Origin of the sequence: Bradyrhizobium sp. CIR18 (genome assembly GCF_014198295.1) — a bacterium.
GTDB lineage: Bacteria > Pseudomonadota > Alphaproteobacteria > Rhizobiales > Xanthobacteraceae > Bradyrhizobium.
The window spans coordinates 198,239-220,307 of record NZ_JACIHF010000007.1 but is presented as its reverse complement, the minus strand read 5'-3'; the positions used below and the strand labels follow the sequence as shown (position 1 = coordinate 220,307).

General features: G+C 65.4%; 23 protein-coding genes and 1 tRNA gene. 9 read left to right on the top strand and 15 right to left on the bottom strand.

What is annotated here, in order from left to right; genetic code table 11:
* Positions 1-76: 76 nt before the first annotated feature.
* Positions 77-1,627: an ABC transporter substrate-binding protein gene (locus GGD65_RS23075; RefSeq protein ID WP_092255773.1), complete on the bottom strand. Its 1,551-nt coding sequence runs from the start codon at positions 1,625-1,627 to the stop codon at positions 77-79.
* Between the two features lie 483 nt (positions 1,628-2,110).
* Here GGD65_RS23075 and irr point away from each other — a divergent pair, with 483 nt between their 5' ends.
* Positions 2,111-2,596, top strand: coding sequence for a Fur family transcriptional regulator Irr (gene irr, locus GGD65_RS23070; protein WP_183236708.1), 486 nt, complete (start codon positions 2,111-2,113; stop codon positions 2,594-2,596).
* Positions 2,597-2,617: 21 nt separating this feature from the next.
* Here irr and GGD65_RS23065 read toward each other — a convergent pair whose 3' ends face one another.
* Positions 2,618-4,165, bottom strand: coding sequence for a winged helix-turn-helix domain-containing tetratricopeptide repeat protein (locus GGD65_RS23065; RefSeq protein ID WP_183236707.1), 1,548 nt, complete (start codon positions 4,163-4,165; stop codon positions 2,618-2,620).
* Positions 4,166-4,298: 133 nt separating this feature from the next.
* Here GGD65_RS23065 and mddA point away from each other — a divergent pair, with 133 nt between their 5' ends.
* Both mddA and GGD65_RS23055 read left to right on the top strand, forming a co-directional pair.
* A complete protein-coding gene (mddA, locus tag GGD65_RS23060) occupies positions 4,299-5,087 on the top strand; it encodes a methanethiol S-methyltransferase (protein WP_183236706.1) in 789 nt (262 codons plus the stop codon).
* 216 nt (positions 5,088-5,303) lie between these two features.
* A complete protein-coding gene (locus GGD65_RS23055; RefSeq protein WP_183236705.1) occupies positions 5,304-5,726 on the top strand; it encodes a GFA family protein in 423 nt (140 codons plus the stop codon).
* Positions 5,727-5,791: 65 nt separating this feature from the next.
* Here GGD65_RS23055 and GGD65_RS23050 read toward each other — a convergent pair whose 3' ends face one another.
* Entirely contained in the window at positions 5,792-6,016 is a 225-nt protein-coding gene (locus tag GGD65_RS23050) for a hypothetical protein (RefSeq protein WP_026201645.1), read from the bottom strand.
* Between the two features lie 238 nt (positions 6,017-6,254).
* Here GGD65_RS23050 and GGD65_RS23045 point away from each other — a divergent pair, with 238 nt between their 5' ends.
* A complete protein-coding gene (locus GGD65_RS23045; protein WP_018316308.1) occupies positions 6,255-6,545 on the top strand; it encodes a hypothetical protein in 291 nt (96 codons plus the stop codon).
* 136 nt (positions 6,546-6,681) lie between these two features.
* Here GGD65_RS23045 and GGD65_RS23040 read toward each other — a convergent pair whose 3' ends face one another.
* The 6 genes from GGD65_RS23040 to GGD65_RS23015 all read right to left on the bottom strand — a co-directional run bounded on the left by GGD65_RS23040 (position 6,682) and on the right by GGD65_RS23015 (position 14,010).
* Complete coding sequence (locus tag GGD65_RS23040) at positions 6,682-8,628, bottom strand: ATP-binding protein (RefSeq protein WP_183236704.1); 1,947 nt, start codon at positions 8,626-8,628, stop codon at positions 6,682-6,684.
* On the bottom strand, positions 8,625-9,308 hold the full coding sequence (locus GGD65_RS23035; RefSeq protein WP_026201644.1) for a response regulator transcription factor: 684 nt from the start codon (positions 9,306-9,308) through the stop codon (positions 8,625-8,627). The genes GGD65_RS23040 and GGD65_RS23035 overlap by 4 nt, the downstream gene beginning before the upstream one ends.
* Positions 9,309-9,458: 150 nt before the next feature.
* Positions 9,459-12,221, bottom strand: a complete 2,763-nt coding sequence (locus GGD65_RS23030; RefSeq protein WP_183236703.1) for a DUF2235 domain-containing protein — start codon at positions 12,219-12,221, stop codon at positions 9,459-9,461.
* A 245-nt stretch (positions 12,222-12,466) separates the two neighbouring features.
* Complete coding sequence (locus GGD65_RS23025) at positions 12,467-12,694, bottom strand: hypothetical protein (protein WP_018316304.1); 228 nt, start codon at positions 12,692-12,694, stop codon at positions 12,467-12,469.
* Positions 12,695-13,430: 736 nt separating this feature from the next.
* On the bottom strand, positions 13,431-13,733 hold the full coding sequence (locus tag GGD65_RS23020) for a hypothetical protein (protein WP_183236702.1): 303 nt from the start codon (positions 13,731-13,733) through the stop codon (positions 13,431-13,433).
* A 192-nt stretch (positions 13,734-13,925) separates the two neighbouring features.
* Positions 13,926-14,010, bottom strand: a tRNA-Leu gene (locus GGD65_RS23015).
* Between the two features lie 157 nt (positions 14,011-14,167).
* Between GGD65_RS23015 and GGD65_RS23010 the strand changes: the two genes are divergently transcribed.
* Entirely contained in the window at positions 14,168-14,707 is a 540-nt protein-coding gene (locus tag GGD65_RS23010) for a disulfide bond formation protein B (protein ID WP_179731930.1), read from the top strand.
* Positions 14,708-14,856: 149 nt separating this feature from the next.
* Here GGD65_RS23010 and GGD65_RS23005 read toward each other — a convergent pair whose 3' ends face one another.
* Together GGD65_RS23005 and GGD65_RS23000 are read right to left on the bottom strand one after the other, a co-directional pair.
* Positions 14,857-15,942 carry an AbrB family transcriptional regulator gene (locus GGD65_RS23005; RefSeq protein WP_183236701.1) on the bottom strand — a complete coding sequence of 362 codons (1,086 nt, stop codon included), beginning with the start codon at positions 15,940-15,942 and terminating at the stop codon, positions 14,857-14,859.
* Positions 15,943-16,042: 100 nt separating this feature from the next.
* Entirely contained in the window at positions 16,043-16,324 is a 282-nt protein-coding gene (locus GGD65_RS23000; protein ID WP_183236700.1) for a PsiF family protein, read from the bottom strand.
* A 205-nt stretch (positions 16,325-16,529) separates the two neighbouring features.
* Here GGD65_RS23000 and GGD65_RS22995 point away from each other — a divergent pair, with 205 nt between their 5' ends.
* Positions 16,530-17,021 carry a hypothetical protein gene (locus GGD65_RS22995; RefSeq protein ID WP_179731924.1) on the top strand — a complete coding sequence of 164 codons (492 nt, stop codon included), beginning with the start codon at positions 16,530-16,532 and terminating at the stop codon, positions 17,019-17,021.
* 128 nt (positions 17,022-17,149) lie between these two features.
* Here the strand turns inward: GGD65_RS22995 and GGD65_RS22990 are convergent, their stop codons facing one another.
* Positions 17,150-17,698, bottom strand: a complete 549-nt coding sequence (locus tag GGD65_RS22990) for a TetR/AcrR family transcriptional regulator (RefSeq protein WP_183236699.1) — start codon at positions 17,696-17,698, stop codon at positions 17,150-17,152.
* Positions 17,699-17,803: 105 nt separating this feature from the next.
* On the opposite strand from GGD65_RS22990, the gene GGD65_RS22985 reads away from it, so the two are divergent.
* From GGD65_RS22985 to GGD65_RS22975, 3 genes are all read left to right on the top strand, one after another.
* Positions 17,804-18,232: a thioesterase family protein gene (locus GGD65_RS22985; protein WP_183236772.1), complete on the top strand. Its 429-nt coding sequence runs from the start codon at positions 17,804-17,806 to the stop codon at positions 18,230-18,232.
* A gap of 3 nt (positions 18,233-18,235) precedes the next feature.
* Positions 18,236-18,712 carry a PaaI family thioesterase gene (locus GGD65_RS22980; RefSeq protein WP_183236698.1) on the top strand — a complete coding sequence of 159 codons (477 nt, stop codon included), beginning with the start codon at positions 18,236-18,238 and terminating at the stop codon, positions 18,710-18,712.
* A 114-nt stretch (positions 18,713-18,826) separates the two neighbouring features.
* Positions 18,827-19,483 (top strand): DsbA family protein, encoded by a 657-nt coding sequence (locus GGD65_RS22975; RefSeq protein ID WP_183236697.1) that lies wholly within the window; start codon positions 18,827-18,829, stop codon positions 19,481-19,483.
* A gap of 75 nt (positions 19,484-19,558) precedes the next feature.
* On the opposite strand, the gene GGD65_RS22970 is transcribed toward GGD65_RS22975, so the two are convergent.
* The 3 genes from GGD65_RS22970 to GGD65_RS22960 all read right to left on the bottom strand — a co-directional run bounded on the left by GGD65_RS22970 (position 19,559) and on the right by GGD65_RS22960 (position 21,913).
* A complete protein-coding gene (locus GGD65_RS22970) occupies positions 19,559-19,765 on the bottom strand; it encodes a hypothetical protein (RefSeq protein WP_018316294.1) in 207 nt (68 codons plus the stop codon).
* Between the two features lie 83 nt (positions 19,766-19,848).
* Positions 19,849-20,919: a phospholipase gene (locus GGD65_RS22965; RefSeq protein WP_183236696.1), complete on the bottom strand. Its 1,071-nt coding sequence runs from the start codon at positions 20,917-20,919 to the stop codon at positions 19,849-19,851.
* A 22-nt stretch (positions 20,920-20,941) separates the two neighbouring features.
* Entirely contained in the window at positions 20,942-21,913 is a 972-nt protein-coding gene (locus GGD65_RS22960) for a S1C family serine protease (RefSeq protein WP_018316292.1), read from the bottom strand.
* Positions 21,914-22,069 lie beyond the last annotated feature (156 nt).

Below are 22,069 nucleotides of genomic sequence, written 5' to 3'. Positions count from 1 at the left end.
GTGCACCTTTTCCGTGGGCCGGACGGCAATCATTCGGCGAAAGCTACAGCACGAGAGATCAGACGCGAAGCGCCCGTCACTTGTCGAGCCATGCGTCCTTGAAGCCGTCATTGACCCCGATTCCCGTGGTGATCAGGTTCTTGACCTTGCAACGGGTGATGGTCGGGAACTGCAGCTCGAGCATCCAGGCCACCGGCACGTCCTCGACCAGGATCTTCTGCGCCTTCTCGTAGATCTCCTTGCGCTTGGAGTCGGGGGTCGCGACCGCGCCGTCGGCGAACAGCTTGTCGATCTCGGGGTTGGAATAGCCCTCGACGTTGTTGAACATCTGGCCCTTGGCGATGGCGCTGGAGACGTAGTTGCGGCCAACCCCGAGCGCGGGATCGCCATACTGGTAGAGATAGGTGAAGGCGATGTCGTAGTCCCAGTCGCCGATCTTCTGGTTGCCGCCGGCGACGTCGGTGGCAATGGTCTCGATGTTGATGCCGACGTCCTGGAGGTTCTGCTTCACCGCTTCCCCCCAGCGCTGCCAGGTCTCGCCATAAGCGAGCGGCAACAGCCGGATCTTCTCGCCCTTGTAGCCGGCCTCCTTCAAGAGGGCCTTGGCCTTGGCCGGATCGTACGGATATTTCTTCACGTCGTCGGTGTAATATTTGATGGTCGAGGCGGACGGGCCGGTCGCGACCTTGCCGAGCCCGTTCCAGATCACGTCCTTGGCGAAGTCGCGATCGATCGCATACATGACCGCCTGCCGTACCCGCTTGTCCGCGAGCGGACCCTGGCGGTTGTTCAGCCACAGCCAGGCCAGCGGCGAGAAAAACTCCCAGCCGGCGCCGGTGACGCAGGTGTCCTTCAGCTTGGAAAGCCGCGGCACGTCGAAATTCTCCACCGAGCCACCGGGCAGCACGTCGACCTTGCCGGTCTCATACGCCACCGAGCGCGCCGCAGCGTCGGGAATGATCTGCCAGTAGATCTCGTCGAGATAGGGTTTGCCCTTCTCGTGATAGTTCGGGTTCTTGACCAGGCGGATGAATGAGCCCTTTTGCCATTCCCTGAACATGAAGGGGCCGGTGCCGACGGGGGCGTTGTTGTAGGGATTGGTCTTCCAGTCGGTGCCTTCATAGAGATGCTTCGGCACCATCGGCATCGAGCCGACCTCGAAGATGCCGAGGAACGGGCCGAACGGCTGCTTCAGCGTGAACACGACAGTGTAATCGTCGGGCGCCTCGACCTTGTCGACCTGCGCGAGGTTGTTGCGGGCGCGCGCGTGGGTCTGCTTCAGCATCTCGATCGAGAACAAGACGTCCGCGGCAGTGAAGGGCTTGCCGTCATGCCAGGTGACGCCCTTCCGGAGCTTGAACGTGTAGGTCTTGGCGTCCTCGCTGACGCTCCAGCTCTCGGCGAGCTCCGGCTGCGGTTCGAGCTTCGGGCTGTAGCGCAGCAGGCCCTCGAAGATGTTGCCCGAGACCATCTGCACGGGGCCGTTCTGGACCATCGCCAGCATCAGGCCGGGCGGCTCGGGCTGGATCACCGCATTGATCACACCTCCGGTCTTCGGCTCTTGCGCCAGTGTCGGGGCCGTGAGGCCGCACGCCAGGAGGAGACCAAGCAACACTCGTTTCGGCATGTCGTATCTTTCTCAAGCGAGACCAGCCGTCAGCGCTTCGCACGTCATGGCGCGCGAAGCTACGGCCGGTCCATCCCAGTCCCCATCCGATATCGAGGCTCACACAGTCCCGTTCGGCGCCGCAAGATGAAAGTCGCGACAGTGCTCGCACAAAAAATGTACAGCGCGTCCTGTTTTCCGCATACCTTCGCGCACGGCGGATCGGCCCGCTCCGGGCGATCAGGCGGCCTTACTCGTGTCGAGAGTCTGCGAAGGCGTTGCACAAGCCTGCGCCTGCGACCAAAAGCGTCAGGCCATCATGATGCGCCGAGCCCGGCGCCGCCCAACCGGCCAGGAATAAACCGGATCGCCTTGCGATAGGTCAGAGGCGGCCCCGCTCCGGATTTGATCCGGATCAAAGCCAGGCCGCCGCTTTTGCGATCGAATAGCAACTGGCAGGACCCGGCGCTGTGCGTCCTGCTCCCCTGAGCCGTGAGACGATCGATGGACATCCAGGCCACGAATTTCCCTGCGCGCGACGATAGCGATCCTGATGTCGCCGGCCTCGAGCTGCCGCCCGATGCAGGGGTGCAGCACTGTCTGCAATTGCTCAGCGATGCCGGCCTGCGCCCGACGCGCCAGCGCCTGGCGCTCGGCCAATTGCTGTTCCTGCGCGGCCATCGTCATGTCACCGCAGAGAGCCTGTTCGAAGAAGCAATGGCGGCGAACGCCTATCTGTCGCTCGCGACCGTCTACAACACGCTGAACCAGTTCACCGAGGCGGGCCTCTTGCGCCGAATCGCCGCCGACGGCATCAAGTCGTTCTTCGACACCGACACGTCGGTGCATCCGCACTTCTATCTCGAGGGCGAGGACGTGCTGGTCGACGTTGCCGAAGGCCTCGCCTTCACCAGGATTCCGGAGGCGCTTCCCGGCCACGAGATCGCGCGGCTCGACGTCATCGTCCATTTGCGCCGCAAGCGCGCGTAGCGCCGGGGTAAGAGCAGCCGCCTAGCGCAGTCCCGCGCGCCGAAATCCCTCCAGATAGTGCTCGCGATCCCCGTCATTGGCCCACGGCAGTTGCGTCGCGATCCAGTGCAGCGAGATGTCGGGCTGGGTGCGGCGGAGCTCGCCCAGCGCCGTCTCCGCAAGCGTTCCGTCGCCGGTCATGCCGGCGGAGACCGCGAGCACGCGGTAGGCGCCGGTGAGATCGCCGCGATGGCGGATCGCCTCGCGCGCCAGCGCTATGGCCTCGTCATAACGGCGTTCGGTGAAGCGCGCATAGCCGGCGATGCCGTGATAGATCGCCAGCGACGGATCGCGCGGTGATAGCCGGATCGCCCGTTGCGCAGCCTCGAACGAATCCTTGGGACATCCGGCATAGGACAGCGCCAGCGCGTAATAACCCTGCGCCAGCGAGAAGTTCGGATTGAGCGCGAGCGCCTGCTCGAACTCGGACAGCGCGTCCCCGAGCCTGCGTGTCGAGAAGCAGACGCTGCCGAGCGCGACATGCGCCCAGGCATCCTCATGGTCGCAGCGCACCGCGGCCAGCGCGGCGGCTTCCGCCACCGGCGCTACGGTGGCGAGCTCGGCCCAGCCGAGATGCACGCCCAACATGTAATTCGCCGCCAGCACCGACAGCGCCTGACCGTAATTCGGATCGATCCCGATCGCGCGTTCCAGCAGCGTCCGTGCGGTCTCGTGATCGTGCCGGGTCACGCGCCAATAATGCGACAGCGCCCGCATCAGCAGATCCCATGCGTCCAGGCTCGCAGGTCCCTTGCGTTGGGCGCGAAAGCTCTCGGCCGCGTGAATCTGCGGTTCGATCGCCGCGGCGATCGCGTTGGTGATCTCGTCCTGGACGGCGAAGACGTCGACCAGCTCGCGATCGTAGCGCTCGGCCCACAGATGGCTGCCTGACGTGGCATCGTTCAGCTGCGCGGTGATGCGCAGCCGATTGCCCGCCTTGCGCACGCTGCCTTCGACGACGTAGCGGACGCCGAGCTCCTCCGCGATCTGCCTGAGGTGGACTGCGCGCCCCTTGTAGGTGAAGGACGAGTTGCGGGCGATCACCATGAACCAGCGCTGCTTCGACAGCGCCGTGAGGATGTCCTCGCTGATCCCGTCGCCAAAATAGTCCTGCGCGGGATCGCCGCTCATGTTCTCGAAGGCGAGCACCGCGATCGCCGGGCGGTCCCCCACGCGCGAGGGGGCGGGCCTGGCTTCGGCCGGCACGATTGACGCTGCCACATCTTCCCGGACCTCGCCGACGAAACGAAAGCCCTTGCGCGGAATGGTCTTGATCAGCCGCTGCGTCGCGCCGTCGTCGCCGAGGGCCTTGCGCGCGGCGTTGATCCGGCTGTTCAGCGCCGAATCCGAGATGATCCGGTCGCTCCAGATCTGGCTGATCAGGTCATCCTTGCTGACCACACGCGCGCGTTGCGCGACGAGATAGAGCAAGAGATCGAACACCTGCGGCTGCAACGGCACGGCTGTCCCGCCGCAAGTGAGTTCCCGCAGGTCGCCGTCGAGCACGTTGTTTTCAAAGCGAAATCGCACGTTTCTGTCGTCTCAAGCAAAAATCAAAGTCGTCTCAGGCGAAAATCAACCGGTCGCGAAAGTCTGGGGACGTCCGATCCGGCATGGTGCAAAGACCAAACAGTGTCGATGCCTCGGCACAACGGAGCGTTCTATGACCCAACTTGATCACCAGGTTCATTCCCTCAGCCCGGAGGTTGCGGGCTCACGCATTTTCAAGTTCATCGCCTTTCTGTACGGAATTGCGGCATATCTCGTGTTTTTCGTCACCATTCTCTACGCCATCGGCTTCGTCATGGGGCTGGTGGTGCCCAAGACCATCGATACCGGAACCGACACGCCGACGGCCGAAGCCGTCATCGTCAATCTCCTCCTGATGTCGCTGTTCGCCCTTCAGCACAGCGTGATGGCACGCAAGCAGTTCAAGGCGTGGTGGACGCAGTTCGTCCCCAAGCCCGTCGAGCGCTCGACATATGTGCTGTTCGCGAGCCTGTCATTGCTGCTCCTGTTCTGGCAGTGGCGCCCGCTGCCTGCGATCGTATGGAATGTCGAGAACCCGGATCTCGCCGTGACGTTGGTCACGCTGTCCTTCGCTGGGTGGATCCTGGTGTTCACCAGCACCTACCTGATCAATCATTTTGAATTGTTCGGATTGCATCAGGTGACCAACCATCTGGTCGGCAAGGAGATGACGCCGCCGCGCTTCAGGACGCCGCTGCTCTACAATTTCGTCCGCCATCCGATCTATCTCGGTTTCATCATTGCGTTCTGGGCGGCGCCGACCATGACCGCGGGGCATCTGCTGTTTGCGGTCGTCACCACGCTCTACATCTTCGTCGGCATCGCGCTGGAGGAGCACGACCTCGTCGCTCTCTTCGGCGACGAGTACCGGCAGTACAAACAACGGGTGTCGATGCTTATTCCCTGGCGCCGGTCACTCTAGCCTCGTCGCGGCATCGCGCGCGTCCGCCGAACGGAGGACGCTTGGCCGCGCCGGCTGAGGTATGCGAGCATCTCACATACCCGTCCCCTCAACGTCCCCCGGGGTGATGTCCCCCTTCACCCCGACACCTCTCCCCGCATTCCCATCGGTCCCGACATATTGTGGACGAGGAGCGGGGAGAGGATTTCTTCCTCTTCATCAAACGGAGACGACCAAATGAAACATGTCGGAAATTGCTTCTGTGGCGCGGTCACGATCGAGGTCACGGGCGCACCGGAGGCGATGGGCTATTGCCATTGCCGCTCCTGCCGCTCCTGGTCGGGCGGCCCGGTCAACGCCTTCAGCCTGTGGAAGCCCGAGGCCGTGCGCGTCACCGAAGGCGCCCAGAATGTCGAGACGTTTGCCAAGACGCCGCTCAGCGAGCGCAAATACTGCAAGAAGTGCGGCGGCCATCTCATGACCAATCATCCGCCGCTCGGACTGGTCGACGTCTTTACCGCCACCATCCCGACGCTCGCATTCGCGCCGGGCGTTCACGTCAACTATGCCGAGACCGTGCTGCCGATGCGCGACGGCCTGCCCAAGCTGAAGGATTTTCCGGCCGAGTTCGGCGGCAGCGGCGAGATGATGCAGGAGTAGCGGCGCCAGGTGTTGAGAGGGCGGCAGCACGCCGCTCCTCTCTTCTTCGCGAGAACGTTGGCAGATCAGCCGCCGCGCGATTCGACGACCTTGCGGCAGCTGTCCGAGAGTTTCGACTTGTTCTCGCGCAGGCAGGCATTCATCTGCGGGGGCTTGCCGATATGCTCAGCGCAGAATTTGCTGGCATCGCCACGGCAGGCCATTTGCTCCTGGACCGATGGACCGGATTGTGCAGCAGCGGGCACGGCGGAAGCGGCGAGCAGCAGCGCGGCAACAGCTGAAATCTTCATAAAGCACCTCTTTGGAATCGACGTTGGTCCCGACCGGGATCAATCGGGCCGGACCATCTCGCGAAGGTCGTGCATGGGTCCATGCCATGTTCATGGCGTCGGCCCGGTGTCCCGGCCGCAGCGACCCCCATCTTCATGGCATGTATCCGCGCGCCGTCTTTTGTCATTCAGGCTGCACCTCGGCTGCGAAACCCGGTGATTGCATCGGGGCGCCGAACGGGAAGCAGGAGAGCAAAGGATGTCGAAGAGAGCTGGAGCGCTGAGTGCGGGGCTGACGGTCATGGCGCTGGCCGGCGCGGCGATGGTGTCGCTGGGCACGAGCCCGGCACAGGCGGTGGTCTATTGCAAGACGGTCGGCGTGCCCAAGGGCTGCGTGGTGCGGCCGACGGCGGCGGTGGTGGTCGCGCCGGGAGCGCCGGTCGCAAGGGCCGCGGTCGCAACGCCCGGCGTCGGCGCGCCCGGGGTCGGCGTGCGCGCGGGAACGCCGATGAATCGCGGCGGCCCGGTCAATCGTGTCGGCGTGCGCTGACATTTCCATTCGATTGAATTGATTGCATCGCCTCGGGCCCAGGGCGCCCTGCGGACGAACCCCCCGTCCTCCGCCGGCAAATCACCCGGCCCGTTCCCTCTCTCCGCGCGTCCCACACGCTCGGAGAGGGGGGTTTTCAGCCCGCAGCCGCGTCGCTGTCGGGAAAACGCTGCGGCAATTGCAGCCGCACCCGCGTCCCGGAAGCGTCGGAACTCAGGTCGAGCACCGCGCCGCAGCGCGCGGCGCGGCTTCTCATGTTGCGCAAGCCGCGCGCGGTCTGGCCGGTGCGCCCGGCTTCGCCATTGCCGGCCAGTGCAAAGCCATGGCCGTCGTCGGTCACACTGATCAGGCCGTACGGCCCCTCGCTCGCATCGAGCGTCTCGATGGTGACCGCGATGCGGTGTGCCTGTGCGTGCTTGACCGCATTGGTCACGGCCTCGTCGAGGATGCGCACGATCTGGATGACGTGCCATGGCCTGAGTTCAGGGTGCAGTGGCAGGCCCTGCGGGGTCGCCACGCGCCAGTCGAGCGTGATGTCGTGCGGCCGCAATTGCGCGCTCGCGCGCTCGCGCCAGGAGCCGAGCGCCAGCATCAGGTCGCCGCCGATGTCGTCCATGGAATCGATGACGAGACGCAGATCCTTCAGCGCGGCACGGGCAGCGTCGGTGATGGTCGCGCCCTCATGGCCGCGCTCGGAGAGCGCGACGATGCTGACGAGCTGGCCGCCGAGACCGTCATGCAGGTCACGCATCAGCCGCGTGCGCTCATTGGCAAGCGCGGCGGCGCGCGCGCGCTCCTCCTCGCGGACGAAGCTCGCCTTCAGCCGCTCCTCGGCCTCGCGCACACGTGTCACCAATTGGCCGGCGAAGCTGTCGACCTGGTTGAGCGCGCGGGCGAAGCGCCAGGTCAAGCCGGCCCCGATCGCGACCAGCATCGCCGAATAGGACAGGCGCGAGACGAAGATGCGTTCGTTGGCGACGATCTCGAACACCGTGAACATGTCCTGGACCCAGCAGACCAGCACGATGGTGACGGCGCATCCGATCGTGAAGCTTGCCGCGTCCTGCCGCCGGACGACCGCGGTCGCGGTCACGCAGGCCATCAGAAACAGGCAAATCCCGACGGTGGGGATGCCGAGCACCAGAAAGAGGATGCGCGGCAGCGGCGGGCCCCCGATCAGCCCGACCACGAACACGACGAGGCCTGGCACGAACAGCAGCATGCCGTAGCGCGGCCAGCGCCAGCCGAAAAACAGCACGCCGAACATGACGACCAACGCGCTCTCGATCGGCGCGGACGCCAGCAGCACCGCGGCAAGCCGCGACGTGGCGGCCGGCGGAACCGGCGGCGGTACGTACGCCTGCACCACGCCGAGCACCATCGCGGCTGCCAACACGCCGTAGACCGGCTCGCGGCGCCGCATCAGCCACATGATCGCGAGGATGACGGCGAGGATCGACTGCCAGGCCGAAAACACCACGGGGAGGGTGACAAACAGCAGCGTGCGCGTCTCATAGGCTGGCCGCAAGGCGGCATCCGGCCCGACATAGACAGTGTCGAGAAAACCCTTCAACGGCCCCCACACGAACAGGCGCACCGTGATCTCGTTGGCGCCCTCGCGCAGCAGTGAGGCGGGTATCGCTGCGATCTGCGGCGTGTTGCGGTCGGGCCGGTTGGCATTGGCGTCGCGCCGGGAATCGAGCACGACGACGCCGTCGACGGCGACCTCCACCGCGTTGCTGAAGCGCGGCAGATAGACCGACCATCCCGCGGCCGCTTCGCCGCGCCGGAACATGAAGCTGCCGGTGTAGAGCGGCGGGTCGTCCAGGGAATAGCGCGACGCCGTGAAATGCGGGAGGTTCACGGGCAGCGTCACGCCGTCCTGCCGCAGCGAAAACCCGTTCAGCGCAAAATCGTCGGGGTCGCTCGGCTGCAGCAGCCGCAGCCCGAGAATGGTGGCGATCACGATCAGGGCCTGCAGCAGCAGATAGGGCACGAGGCGCGAGGCGATCAGCCGGCGCCGCGGCCGCGTAGGCGCCTTCGTAGCTGCCTTGATAGGTGCTTTGGCCGCGATCTCGCTCACAGCTTGATCAGGCCCTGCTGCACCGCCTCGAAGACCGCTTCGCTGCGCGTGTGCACCTCGAGCTTGCGATAGATGTTCTTGATATGGCCGGGCACGGTCTGCTTGGACAGGCCGAGATGGCTGGCGATCTCGGCATAGCTGAAGCCTTTTGCGATGCCCCAGAGAATGTCGATCTCGCGCGGTGTCAGCCTCGCCGTGTTGAGCGCCGGGCCGGGCGGCGGCTCCGCCGAATTTGGCGCGGCACCTTGGGTTCTGCGCACGATGAAGCGCGCGATGGAGGCCGAGATCGGCGAATGCCCGGCGACCAGATCGCGCACCGTGGTGGCGATGTCGGTGGGGAAGGCGTCCTTGAGCAGATAGCCGGTGGCTCCGACCGTGATCGCCGAGATCACGCTTTCCTCGTCCCCGAGTGCCGAGATCACCATGATCTCGGTGTCGGGGAAGCGCTGCCTCATCTCGCGGATCAGCTCGATGCCGTGGCCGTCGGGCAGGCGCAGATCGGTCAGCAGCACGCGGGGCGCGCCGCCGGCAAGCGCGGAACGGGCTTCGCCGAGCGTGCCGGCGCTGCGCACCTCGTAGCCGGCCTTGACCAGCGCATCCTGCAGCCGCCAGCAGGTCGGCGCGTCGTCCTCGACGAGGAGGATGGTGATGGCTTCACCCGTCTCGCCCTGTTCGGTCATGATCATGGTCCCGCGACCCGCGTGTCCCCCGCGGCGCAAGGGCAAGTTTAACCGCCGGATGCAGGCAGCGACACCCATAATCATGGGGGCGGGAATGCCCCGTGTCCAAGTCGCGGCACGGAGAGCTCCGAGGCGGGGGCCCGCTGGGCCTCAGTTGCTCGCCAGCGGTAATGACGGCTTGTCCGGTGGCATCGGTGGGGCCGGCAGGCGCTGGACCTTGATCTTCGCAGTGCCGCTATTGTTTCGGTAGAACAGATCGTGCGGTCCCTGGATCGCATCGAGCCAGGACGGGACCCACGACTCCGGAAGCAGCCGCGGGAATATCTGGACGGCATCATTGACGTAGAAGAACAGCTCGCCGGACTCGGGCGCCACGAATTCGGAGACGACGCGGCCGGTCAACAGCTGCTTCGTCCAGACCGGGCCTGCCTCGGCGAGCATGGCCGGCGGAATCGGTTCGAATCTGCCGAGTCCGTCGAGCCTGCCCTTGAACTCGGCCGTGTCGTCGAGCCGCACGGGGTACCTGTTGCGGCTCCTGCTGATGTCGTCCTCCGCGGGCAGGGTGGGCTTCATGCGGCGGGGAAATTCGTCGGCCGGCATCACATTGACTGCCTTGAGCGGCAGGTCGTTGATGCCTTTGCTGCCGACGCGCACCACGGGCTGGAACCAGTCCGCGGCGAACAGACGACGCTCCGGCAGCGCCACGTAGTTGTGCGGCTCGTAGGTCGCAAATCCGTTCACGCCGCTCATGATGGTGCGGTCGAACCATGGCTCTTTGATCTCGAGAAAGACGCGGTATTTGCGGCCCTTCTCGACGGCGAGCCCGCTCCACCAGCAAAAGTCCCTGGTGTCGAATAACGCGCGCGCGTCGACCGGCTCGTCCGTCACCGGCGTGCCGGTCTGGAACGCGGCCGAGCCCTTGACCGCAGGCGGCGAGCAGACCGATCCGAGGGCGAGACGTGCGGTGAACAGGCTGCTCGACACGATCAGCGCGGCCGAGCCGAAGATCGCGATCAGGAAGACCGCCGGCACCAGTCCCCTGGTGATGACGTGCTGCGCCGGGCTGGCGTTCAGGCGCATCCAGTGTCCGAGCCGCATCAACGGCCCCGGCTTGTCGATGTGCTCCATGCTCGCCCTGCGGCGCGACGTGTTCCAGGCAAGACGTGCCCGCTCCTCGATGTCGTCACGCAACGTTCCGTTCTTGTGCCAGATCCACCAGGTGACGATCACCACGATCGAGGTCAGGAAGGGATAGTAGGTCGCGATGTTGAGCCAGGGGGCAGCATAGGACGGCAGCACGTCTCGCAGCAGATTGGTCAGCGGCGCCACCATCGCGCCCATCACCCAGTCGACATTGGTGATGAAAGACAGTGTGCCAGTGCCCTCCAGGGCGCGGTCTTCGGACCACTGCACCAGCGCGTGCGCGATCCACGGCCAGGCGGCGATCACGCCGGCCATGAACAAAAGCGAAAAATAGGCGACGCGCCGCCACCACACGGTGTCGCGCGTGAGGCTCGACATGGTGGCGTCGGGCGTGCTCATCGTGGTGAAGGCCCTGGCCTCCTCGGTACGACGCGGTCCCGTCGCCTTTTGCAGATAGGCGGCCTTCATGACCTCGCGCGCATGCTGCTCGTCGAGATTCTTGGTCTCTCCCTCAGAACGCAGCGGCAACCTCGTTCCGTCCGGCAGCAGCACCAGGCAGTTCGCCGGAAGCATGATAGGCGCGTAATCGTCGCAGCCGAGCAGCATGCGCTCGATGACGGCGAAGTGCACCACCGGCAGCCCGCCATTCACGTCGCCGCCGAGGATCGGACGCGGCCCGTAGCGGTACAGCACCGCTGCGCCGCTGCGTGAATCATGCCGCGGCCCGAGCGCCGATTGATATTCCCTGAAATGCTCGATCTCGCCGTCCTGGAAGCGCAACCGGTCGCCGAGCTGCTCGACCATCCAGACTAGCGGCACGAAGGACAGCGTGGATTCAGGATAGCCGCCGCCGATATCGGAATGGACGCCCGTGAACCACACTTCCTTGACGATCTGCCCTTCCGCCAGATGGCTCTGGTCGATTCGCAGCGGATGGAAGGTGGTGCGTTCGTCGTCGAGCGCGAGCGCGTGACAGGCGTGCCTGACCTTGTGCGACAGCCGGTGATTGCGGAACGAGATCGGCCAGATTGCCCAGTCGACGGCGAGGCGGAGCTCCTCGACCGGCACGCCGAAGGCCTCGACGGTGTCGAACAGGCCGAGGAATGCGATCTCGACCTCGCTGCGCCCGTTCATTTTGCTCCGCACCTCGGCATAGCTACGGTGCCCGCAAAGCCAGTGATAGACGAACAGCAGGAAGTCGCGGATCCAGCGCGTGACCCAGATCGTCGGCAGGCTCTTGGTCCAGGGCACGGTCTCGCGCCGATATTCGCGCCAGGCGGCTTTGACGTTGCGCCCCATCTCCGCGTGCGACACCGGCGTGTCGTCGATCTCCGCCGGCACCAGGCCCTGGCTCGCGATCAGCGCCGCCAGCGTGCGCGCGGTGAAGGCGCCGCGGCTGAAGCCGAAGATGTAGATCTCGTCGCCGGGTCGCCAATTCCAGCACAGGAAGCGATAGAGCTTGCGGACGTTGCCGGGGACGCCGATGCCGGTGGCGCCGTCGAGCGCGGCAAGCGGTGCCCAGCCGGCGGTGCCGACACCCTTGATGTAATGCGCGATCTGGTCCGGCTGGGTATGGTCCAGGGCCTCATACAGACGCCAGACGCTGGATTCCTGCTTGGTGAACGCATTGCCGGTGCCGTCGGCGAACAGCACCAGCTTGCGTCTTGGCAGGGCCGCGCCCGCGCCCCCGCCGGCATTCCTATCCCTGTCGCTGGGCGCGCGTTCCGGCCTCGGAGAATCGGCGTTCCCCCCGACATCATGATGCGTCATGGGCCCCTCCGGCAAATTCGACAAGGAAAGCGTCAGGCCAAACCGGGCATCATTTCCCGAAATCAATCAGTGGTTGAAATCTCTGACTCATGAAAATACAGATGCATTCTGCGCACAGTCGCGTTGAGGTAGCAAGCGGGATCGTGCGGCGTCGCCGTGTCGGGTCGTCGCTGGCTGGCAGCGGCGATGCATCGAGCGGTCATTGTCTCCGTGGCGACAGACTTGTGCTGGATGGGCTGACGCCGTTACGAAAGATCCACCCGCGGGGGCGGATACCGGCGCGCCAGCATCGACAGCGACAGATCGCGCTCGTCCGCCGGCAACTCCAGATAGGCAAGCACCAGCGGCCGCTTCCAGTCGCCGACGCCGAAATCCATCGCCATCCATTTCTGCGGCTCGGGGCCTTCGAGGCCCCGGACCCAGACGAAATAGCGGGGGAGGTCGTCGGCGTCCGTCCTGCGTGTCCTGGCCATCAAACTGTCCGCTGCATCACATCTGCTGCCACAGGATATAGAGACTGGCGCGGCGAAGTGGAACGGGGCAGGGCAGCCGCTTAGGGCCTGCTGGGCGTCTCAAAGGATGGGCCGCAGGAAAATCATAGCCCAAACCTCAAGAGCCGGCCCAAAAGATTCTGGTTGACCGAAATTCGGAAATATCGTAGCTTTGCGTCATCCCGGCCCAAGGATAAGGGGCGTTTCGCGATCGTCACGATGCGCGGGCCGGGTGGCGGTGGACGTGGAGTGCATCGGCGCGCCAGCAATCGCAGGGCGGGTTGGCCCGTGAGCGGTTGAGCAGCGCGCACACGACCAGTGCGGTCCGCGTACGGCAAAAGCGTGTCGTCCTGACGCCCGGGGTCTGTGCGTCAAGGCTTGTGGTGGTGAAGCGGCCCGACCGGGCACGCGCGCCAGTCATCCGCAAGGCGACGGGGGCAATAGTGCATCGCTCCCCGGGGAGAGCGCGCCATAAGCCGTAAAACCATTGCGCAGGGAAAGGCCGGGATGTCCTGGGCTGCCCTGTATGCCGCTGTGCATTTGTCTTCGCAATTTGCGCGCAGCGGACCGCGGGTGCCAGCCGGCGCCCGGCCTTCCCTGCGCCCTTTCCAAGGAAGGGGCGTCAAGAGAAGCTCAAGACTCGGGCGTCATGCGTCGCGAGGCCGAAGAGGCGTGTCCTGTTACCTAGAAATTGAAGTGGGCACGCTGGTCCTGACGATCACCGCCACAACTCGCAGGTCGCCACGCGGTTGATGTCGGCGAGCCGGCGAGCGGCATTTCCGTGCAGATCGAGGCTTCCGACCAGCGTCAGCAGGCGCCGATAGGCGTCCTCGGCAATGTCGACCGGCAGCGGGGCCTCGTCAAAGGCCTCGACATAGCTGCCGATGACGCCGCTGAGCAGGCGGCACAGGCCGCGCTGGGCGGGATCGTGCTGGCCGAGCGTCTCGAGCTTCTGCTGAAAGGTCTGGAAGGTCCGCAAACCGTGGTGTTGCTGCGAGAGCCACGCGTGCAGGTCGTTCATATGAGCTCCTTCGAGTTACGGAAGAAGCTACCGGTTTATACAGTGGAGATGAGGGGATGGCTAGGGAGGGGGGAGAGCGAGTGTGTTGAGCCAGTCCGCCTTCGCCAAGGCTTCGGCGCGACAGCCTTCGCCGCTTCGCATGGATATGGCTGCGCCCGGCTTGCCGAGCCGTAGCTGCGAAGCAGCGAAGGCTGGTGCCCCTGGCCGGAATCGAACCAGCACTCCTTGCGGAACTCGATTTTGAGTCGAGCGCGTCTACCAGTTCCGCCACAGGGGCCCTCGGTCGGCCCTTGCAGGGAGCGTCGCGAAGCCGGCGGACTATAGCCATGGACAAAGCGGGGTCAACCCGCGCCAAAGTGATGTCAGCCGTTCTCGACAGCCGCATGGAGCGGGTCTAGAGGCTTAGGAGCGCGACCTACCGGAAAGAGGCTGCCGTGACGACCCAGAGTGCCGCCATACCTGCGTTCAAGCCGGCTGCGAGCGGCGCTGCGCTGACGGCCTCGCTGCTCGTCACGCTGATTGCCGCGGCGACCATCGCGGGCGCCTGGTTCTTCCAGCTCGTGCTGGAGATCCTGCCCTGTCCGCTCTGCCTGGAGCAGCGCTACGCCTATTATCTCGCGATTCCGCTCGGTGCGCTCACGGCGCTGGCGGCGCGGAGCGGCGCGCCGCGGCCGCTGCTGCTGGCGGGGCTGGCGATCCTCGCGCTGGCAACGCTCGCCAATGCCGGACTCGGCACCTACCATTCCGGCGTTGAGTGGGGGTTCTGGAAGGGGCCGACCGATTGCAGCGGTCCCGTCGTCAATCTCGGCAATGCCGGCGATCTGTTCTCAAAGCTCGACACCGTGAAGGTGGTGCGTTGCGACGAGGTGCAGTGGCGCTTCCTCGGCCTCTCGCTCGCCGGCTACAACGTCCTGATCTCGCTGCTGATGGCCGCGATTGCCGCGTGGGGATTTGCGAAGACGGCGAGAGGCTAGGTCAGCTGCCGTAGGGTGGGCAAAGGCGCGCCCTTCGCGCGCCGTGCCCACCACCTCGTAGTGATAAGGTCGAAAGAGAACGTGGGCACGGCGCTATGCGCCTTTGCCCACCCTACGAGAGCGGAGTTCGCGAGGCGCACTGCGCGCCATCAATCATCCACATCGTCCTGCGTGCGCCCGAACAGATGCACGATGCCCGGCGTTGCGATCGTCACGAACACGAAACGCGACAAATGGTGGGCCCCGACGAAGATCGGGTCGATGTGCAAGGTCAGCGCCAGCGCCAGCATGGCATCCATCGCGCCCGGTGCGAAGGCGACGACGGCGTCGGAGAATCTGACCTGGGTGGTCAGCGCCACGATGCCGACGAAGATGGCGGAGACGGCGATGGCGACCGTGAACGAGCCCAGCGCCGCGTTGAGGTGGCCGGCCAGCGTCTTGATCCGCATCCGCGCGAAGCGGCTGCCGATCAGCGCGCCGATGCCGACCAGCGCCACGCCGCGCACCCAGTCCGGCAGGCCGCCCTCGACCCAGCCGGCGCCATGCAGCACGCTCGAGCCGATCATGGCGCCGAACATCCAGCTCGCCGGAAACCTGATCAGGCGCAGGACCAGCGCCATGGCCAGCGAGGCCGCGACCAGCTCGACGAGATCGAGCGGCGAAGCGATCGTCGTCGCCAGCGACGGCGCGGCCGAGGGGACGACGCCTGCAAACGCGAGCACCATCGGCAGGGCCGCGGTGAGGATGATGACGCGCATGGTCTGCACCACCGCGATGCCCGGCAGGTCGGCGCCGCGCTCGACCGCCAGGATCGTGATCTGCGACAACGCGCCGGGGCTGCCGGCCAGGAAGGCCGAGGTGCGGTCCCAGCCATGGATGCGCTGGAGGTAATAGCTCGAGCCGAAGGTCGAGCAGAAGGTCGCGAGCGCAAGCAGCCCGATGGTGAGGGGATATGCGCCGACCTGCTGAAGCAGATGGCGCGAGACCACCGAGCCCAGCGAAATGCCGAGCAGCACCAGCACGGTCTGGGTCAGGAGCGGCGGCAGCGCGAGCTGGCGCCCGGCGATCGCGGCGATCCCGACCGCGATCATCGAGCCGGAGATCAACCCGCCGGGAAGGCCGGCGAGGAGAAACACAAGGCCGCCGGCGGTGCCGATGACGAGCGTCTCCGCCGTGCTCAAGATCTTGGCACGGCTCGGCCATTCAAACGACAGGGAGGCGGCGATTTGCTTCACGCCACCTTATCGCAAATCAGCGAGAGGCGCACAATTGCAGGCTCGTCATGCCGCAATGCGCGCGCCTCTCGCTGGAAGCTCGCGGAAGATCGTGTCGGGGCTACTTCTTGTCGGCAGCCGGCGCGGCGGCGCCCGCCTTGGCGGTCTTGATGCATTCGGAGCGGAATTTCTTGCGCTCCTTGCCGTGCAGGCCCTTGGCGTCGGCCTGCTTGGAGCATTCGAGCGACTCGGCCGAGCGCTCCTTCGGGGCTTTCTTGTCGGCCGTGGCGGCGTCGGTCTTCATATCGGTCTTGGCCGCCGGCGCGGCGGTCTGCGCGAAGGCAGTGCCGCCGGCGAGCAGGGAGGCGAGGGCGACGGCGGCGAGGCGAGAGGCGAGGGTCATGGTGTTGCACTCATCTTGCGAGAATTGCGAAGGGCTGCGAACGTCGGCTCGCATTGCTGAACGCGACATGAATAATCTGAACGGCGCCGTTACTATATTTTGGCGGCCGGGAGCCATCGCTTCCTTGTCGCAAATGGCCGGCACGCTAGGATAGCAATTCTTGTTTCACTTCCCCTCGGGGGAAGACCAAGGAGGAGACCTAAGGATGACCATTCAATCAAAAATGCTGTGCGCGATTGCGTTGTCGGGATTTGCTGCGCTCTCGGTATCGGCGCCGGCGCAGGCGCTGACGTCGCAGGAGTGCAGCGCCAAATACCAGGCGGCCAAGAAGGACGGCTCGCTCGGCACCATGAAGTGGAATGACTTCCGCAAGGCCCAGTGCGGCGCGGATGCAACGCCGGCTGCCGCCGCGCCGGCTGCTCCTGCACCGACCGCGGCTGCGCCCGCCGAGCCGAAGCAGGCAAAGAAGGAGGCGGCCCCCGCCGCCGCGCCGACCCTGCCGGCGGGACCTGCGATCTATCCGAACGCGATCGATCCGAAATATGCCAAGGAGACCCCGGGCAAGGGACGCCTGCACACCTGCGTCGACCAGTACAACGCCAACAAGACCACCAACGGCAACGGCGGCATGAAGTGGATCCAGAAGGGCGGCGGCTACTACAGCGAATGCAACAAGAAGCTGAAGGGCGCCGCCTGAGCTTCGAATCGATACGAAGGCCGGAGCACCGCTCCGGCCTTTTCACTTGATTTTGAGTTGGAGCATGATCTTTCGGAAAACCGCTGCACACTTTGCGCTCACGCGGCCCTTCGGGTCCGGATCATGCTCTAGTTGAGCAGCTTTTCGGCCGATTTCGCCACCAGTTGCGACCGCTTGCGCGGGCCGCGCTCGACGAACAACAGGCTCTGGCCGAAGATGAAGCAATAGAACAGGAAGGCCTGCGCCTCGGCCTCCTCAGTCGCAAGCCCGGTCGCGCGGTAGAGCTCGGCCACGTGCTTGAGCCGCGCTGCGTCCACGCTCGCCACGGCCGCCGCGGCCCTCTCGTCGGAGCGGGCCCATTGCCGGATCGCGAGCTCGATCGCCATGGCTTCCGGATTGAGCCGCTCGGAGTAGAGCTGGATCACCGTCTTCAGCCGTTCGCGGGGCGGTTGACCATCGAGGCGCGTCTGCTGCGCGATCGACGCGGCCCGCCCCTCGCGCCAATGTTGCAGCATGGCATCGAGCAGCGCGGCGCGGTCGGCGAAGCGGCGGTAGAAGCCGCCCTTGGTGACGCCGAGATTCTTGGCAAGCACCTCGACCCTGACACCCTCGACCCCCGCGCGGGCGAGCTCGGCAAATCCCGCCTCGACCCAGACATCGCCCTTGCCGTCGCTCATGAAAGAAGCCTCTCGAACTCTTGATACGGTGCCGTATTGCTAACGCGTCTCGTGCCTGATACGCTACCGTATCAATCAATAAACCAACGAGGGCGGAAAATGGCGATGGAGCAGGAGGTGACCTATCGCGGCACGGTCTATCCGTGGCAATGCGACCATGTCGGCCACATGAACATCATGTGGTATGTCGGCAAATTCGACGAAGCCAACTGGAATCTATTCGCCCGCCTCGGCCTCACGCCGAGCTATTTGCGCTCCTCCGGCCGCGGCATGGCCGCCGTGCAGCAGAACATCGCCTACAGGCGCGAGCTGCTCGCCGGCGACATCGTCGAGATCCGTAGCCATCTGCTCGAGGTGCGCGACAAGTCGATCCGCTTCCGGCACGACATGACGAATGCCGAGACCGGCGAGATCGCGGCGATTTGCGAGATCACCGGCGTGCACATGGATCGAACCCAGCGCAAATCGGCGCCGTTCACGGATGCCGTCCGCGAGATCGCTCTTCGGCATCTCGCCGAGCCGGCCGAGGCCTGAGCCATGGCTGCGTTCGAGCCGAAGAACCCGGGCTATCGGGCGGCGGCCATCGCCATGTTCGACGGCCAGCCGGCGATGCACACGCTCGGCATCGTGATCGTCCGCCTTGCACCGGGCGAGGCCGAGCTGGCGATGCTGCATTCCGCGGCCTTCACCCAGCAGAACGGGTTTGTCCATGCCGGCATCATCACCGCCGGGCTGGACAACGCCTGCGGCGTTGCGGCCTTCACCCTGATGCCGCGCGAGGCTGATATCCTTACCGTCGAGTTCAAGACCACGCTGCTGGCCCCGGCTAGAGGCGAGCGCTTCGTCTTCAAGGCCGAGGTCGTCAAGCCCGGCCGCACGCTGACGTTCTGCGAGGCCAGGGCGTTTGCCGAGCACGAGGGCAAGACCACGCTGATCGCAACGATGACCGGCACGTTGATGGCGATGCTGCCGCGCATTGCAGCGCCGCCCGCGGCGAGTGCGTCCGGCGCATAGCCTGATGGTCACGCTGCTGGTGCGATGACATCGCCGCCGCGACACTCTATATGACGAGTAACAATTCCCGGTCCCGACCGTATTCAGGGAGATGGGACCGAAACGGGACGAGATATGGCTGGATTTGGGACTAAGGGCCTTGCGCCGACGCGGCGCGCGGCGTTGACGTTGATCGGGGCGGGCGCCCTCGCACTGACGGGCGCCTCGGCGCGCGCGGCGACCGACGACAACGAGGTGCTGACCGAAGCCAAGGTGCTGCGCGATCCCGACACGCCCGTCGCCGGCAATCCCAACGGTAACGTCACCATCGTCGAATGGTCCGACTACAATTGCCCCTATTGCCGCAAGCTCGAGCCCGAGCTGCGCCAGGTCGTCCAGGACGACGGCAAGGTGCGGCTGGTGATGAAGGATTGGCCGATCCTCGGGCCGGTCTCCGTCACCGCGGCGCGGACCGCTCTCGCGGCAAAATTCCAGGACAAATACCATCAGGCCCATGATGCCTTGATGGGCGTCAGCTCGCGCCTGACCGAGCCGCGCATCAACGAGCTGCTTGCCGCCGCCGGCCTCGACATGGATCGCCTGAAGCGCGATCTCACCGGCCATGGCAGCGATATCGATGCGCTGCTCAAGCGCAACAACGAGCAGGCCGAAGCCTTCGGTTTCAGCGGCACCCCGTCTTTCATCGTCGGCAAGTACCGCGTCCCCGGCGTGCTCAGCATGACCGAGTTCGAGCAGGTCATCGCCGATGCGCGCAAGGCCAAGATGAACTGAGGCGCATCGGTCGGTAGCCAACGCAAAGGCGCCGCCGCGGAGCTCGCGACGGCGCCTCGTTCATGATGGGCGTTGTTACTTCGACGAGATCCGGACCCAGTCCTTGTGCGCGCGGTCGCGCAGCGCATCCCAATCCGCCTTCGCGACATCCCAGTTCACGATGGTGCGATTGGTGGTCGCGACCTCGCCATTGGCGACGGACGAGGTCTGCATGGAGTCATAGACATACACGCCGCCGGCAAGCAGCAGCGCGCCAAGGATCATTCCGAAAAAAGTCTGCATTTGCGAACCTCCGGTGGGCCAGCAATAACGTCGGCCCGAAGCGATGGTTCCGCGGCAGTGCGGCGCGGATAAGGACGGGTTGTTCACCCCGCGTTCAGCCACTGCACCAGCTCCGCGTTGATCTCGCGGGGATAGGTGTGGCTGAGGTCGTCGATCTCGCGATAGGTGACATCAGCGCCGGCCGCTGCGAGCGCGGCCTGGGTCTGGCGCGCGGTCTGCACCGGAAACATCCAGTCGAGCTTGCCGTGGGTGATGAAGATGGGCAGCCCCTGCAGGCGCGCGGCGTCGGCCATCTCCGCCATCAGCGGATGGAAGGTTGCCGAGACCGGCGCCAGATGGGTGAAAGGCGAGGCGCCGTCGAGGCCGCTGACGTAACTGAAGGTGCCGCCGTCGCTCATGCCGGTCAGTAGCATGCGCGAGGCGTCGATGCTCCAGCGGCTGCGCACGGTTTCGAGGATACGCATGAGGTTAGGCGTATCGGCATCATCGCCCATCAGCGCCCAGGTCGGACCGGTCGCGGTTGGCGCCACCAGAATCGTGCCAAGGCTGCGGGCGTCGCGCAACCAGCTCCACAGGAAACCGCGTCCGTTGCCGCTGCCGCCATGCAGCGCCATCACCAGCGGCATGGCACGCTCGGGCGTATAGTCCTCAGGCACATAGACCGAGAAGCCGCCGCGACTGCCGGGTTCGTTGTGATCGTGGAAGATGCCAGTATTTTCGCTCGCGCCGACGTCGAGCCGCGACAACAGATCCGCATTTTCGCGATTGGCGGTGTTGAGGAAGAAGCTGCTTACGGGAGGAAATTGCATCGCCAGGGGATAAAGCGCCTCCTGCGCGCGCGGCACGTGGCGCAGCGCGCGGAAGACAGCGACGAGATCGCCATTGCTGCGCTCGACCTCGCGGATCCCGGCAAAGGCGGCGAGCGTCTCGCCGCAGGCGCGATCGAGCCGCTCGCGGAGGCCCGCGAACTGCTCCGGCCACTCTCCAATAGCCGCGTGTGCCGTTTGCAGCGCCTGATCCGGTGCGCCGATCGCGTTCATCACGGTAGCGAACGCCGGCGGATGCAGATGGCGTTGGAAGAAGCCGAGCGCTTCCAGCGCATTGAGCAGCGGCGGCAGCACGGCCACGATGTCGTCGATCACGGCCTCGCTCATCGCGGCTTCCTTCAGCGTGGGATCAATGCAGCTTCGGTGCCTTCAAGAGCTTGAAGCGATCGGTGGAGGTCACCGTGACGTCGAAGGTGACGCCTTGGTGGTACACGGTCAGCGGCACGTCGACGCCGGCGGTGCCGAGCGCCCACATCTTCTTGTAGAAGGCGGTCTGGCTCGTGACCTTGTCCCCGTTCACGGCGAGGATGATGTCGTCGGTCTTGAGCTCGGCGCGCGCGGCAGGGCCGTTGGGGGAGATCCCGATTACGACCAAGCGGTTGTCGATCTCGGTCGAGTAGAGCCCGAGCCAGGGGCGCGCCGGCTTGTTGACGCGACCGAACTTGCGCAGATCGTCCAGGACCGGCTTCAAGAGGTCGATCGGCACGACCATGTTGACATGCTCGGCCTTGCCGTCGCGCTCGCGCTCCAGCTGAAGCGAGCCGATGCCGATCAGCTCGCCGCGCTCGTTGAGCAGCGCCGTGCCGCCCCAGTTCGGATGCGCGGGATAGGTGAAGACGGCTTCGTCCAGCAGATATTCCCAATAGCCGGCGAACTCCTGCTTGGCCACGATCTGGCTGGCGACCGAGCGCGTGCGGCCGCCGGCGCCGCCGACCACGACGCGGTCGCCGATCCCGGCTTCCGCCGAACTGCCGAGCGGCAACGGTTCGACGTCGAGCTCACCGAGTGCTTGCACCAGGCCGAAGCCGGTTTCGGAATCGAAACCGAGCGCATGGCCTTCGACCACCCGCCCATCGCCGAGGTGCAGCCACACCGATTCCGCCTCGGTGATGAGATAGCCGATGGTGAGCACCAGTCCGTGATCGATCACGACGCCGTTGCCGGCGCGTTCGGTGCCCAGCGTCTCGGCGCTGAAGGCGTCCGGCGGGACGATGGCGTGCAGGCCAACGACGGATGCGAGCGCGCGGTCGAGATCGAAACCGTAGTCGCCCGCACGCGGCTGATTGGCCGGCGGCACTCTCCATTCGGTCAAAGCGGGCATGGAGTTCTCCTGGTCTTTCCTTGGCGCTTTGACATACCTCTCGCGCACGAGAAGCGCCGCGCTAAATCAAAGACAATCTATGCCGCAAACGCCCCTCTTTAAAGACCGCCATGCCTGGGTCGGTCGGGAAATGCAGAAATTCTGGACCGATCGTGC

Bases quoted from the DNA above. Each gene is read 5' to 3' on its own strand.
- GGD65_RS23075 (WP_092255773.1), bottom strand. From the start codon at position 1,627: ATGCCGAAACGAGTGTTGCTTGGTCTCCTCCTGGCGTGCGGCCTCACG.
- irr (WP_183236708.1), top strand. From the start codon at position 2,111: ATGGACATCCAGGCCACGAATTTCCCTGCGCGCGACGATAGCGATCCT.
- mddA (WP_183236706.1), top strand. From the start codon at position 4,299: ATGACCCAACTTGATCACCAGGTTCATTCCCTCAGCCCGGAGGTTGCG.
- GGD65_RS23055 (WP_183236705.1), top strand. From the start codon at position 5,304: ATGAAACATGTCGGAAATTGCTTCTGTGGCGCGGTCACGATCGAGGTC.
- GGD65_RS23050 (WP_026201645.1), bottom strand. From the start codon at position 6,016: ATGAAGATTTCAGCTGTTGCCGCGCTGCTGCTCGCCGCTTCCGCCGTG.
- GGD65_RS23045 (WP_018316308.1), top strand. From the start codon at position 6,255: ATGTCGAAGAGAGCTGGAGCGCTGAGTGCGGGGCTGACGGTCATGGCG.
- GGD65_RS23035 (WP_026201644.1), bottom strand. From the start codon at position 9,308: ATGACCGAACAGGGCGAGACGGGTGAAGCCATCACCATCCTCCTCGTC.
- GGD65_RS23030 (WP_183236703.1), bottom strand. From the start codon at position 12,221: ATGACGCATCATGATGTCGGGGGGAACGCCGATTCTCCGAGGCCGGAA.
- GGD65_RS23025 (WP_018316304.1), bottom strand. From the start codon at position 12,694: ATGGCCAGGACACGCAGGACGGACGCCGACGACCTCCCCCGCTATTTC.
- GGD65_RS23020 (WP_183236702.1), bottom strand. From the start codon at position 13,733: ATGAACGACCTGCACGCGTGGCTCTCGCAGCAACACCACGGTTTGCGG.
- GGD65_RS23000 (WP_183236700.1), bottom strand. From the start codon at position 16,324: ATGACCCTCGCCTCTCGCCTCGCCGCCGTCGCCCTCGCCTCCCTGCTC.
- GGD65_RS22995 (WP_179731924.1), top strand. From the start codon at position 16,530: ATGACCATTCAATCAAAAATGCTGTGCGCGATTGCGTTGTCGGGATTT.
- GGD65_RS22990 (WP_183236699.1), bottom strand. From the start codon at position 17,698: ATGAGCGACGGCAAGGGCGATGTCTGGGTCGAGGCGGGATTTGCCGAG.
- GGD65_RS22985 (WP_183236772.1), top strand. From the start codon at position 17,804: ATGGAGCAGGAGGTGACCTATCGCGGCACGGTCTATCCGTGGCAATGC.
- GGD65_RS22980 (WP_183236698.1), top strand. From the start codon at position 18,236: ATGGCTGCGTTCGAGCCGAAGAACCCGGGCTATCGGGCGGCGGCCATC.
- GGD65_RS22975 (WP_183236697.1), top strand. From the start codon at position 18,827: ATGGCTGGATTTGGGACTAAGGGCCTTGCGCCGACGCGGCGCGCGGCG.
- GGD65_RS22970 (WP_018316294.1), bottom strand. From the start codon at position 19,765: ATGCAGACTTTTTTCGGAATGATCCTTGGCGCGCTGCTGCTTGCCGGC.
- GGD65_RS22965 (WP_183236696.1), bottom strand. From the start codon at position 20,919: ATGAGCGAGGCCGTGATCGACGACATCGTGGCCGTGCTGCCGCCGCTG.
- GGD65_RS22960 (WP_018316292.1), bottom strand. From the start codon at position 21,913: ATGCCCGCTTTGACCGAATGGAGAGTGCCGCCGGCCAATCAGCCGCGT.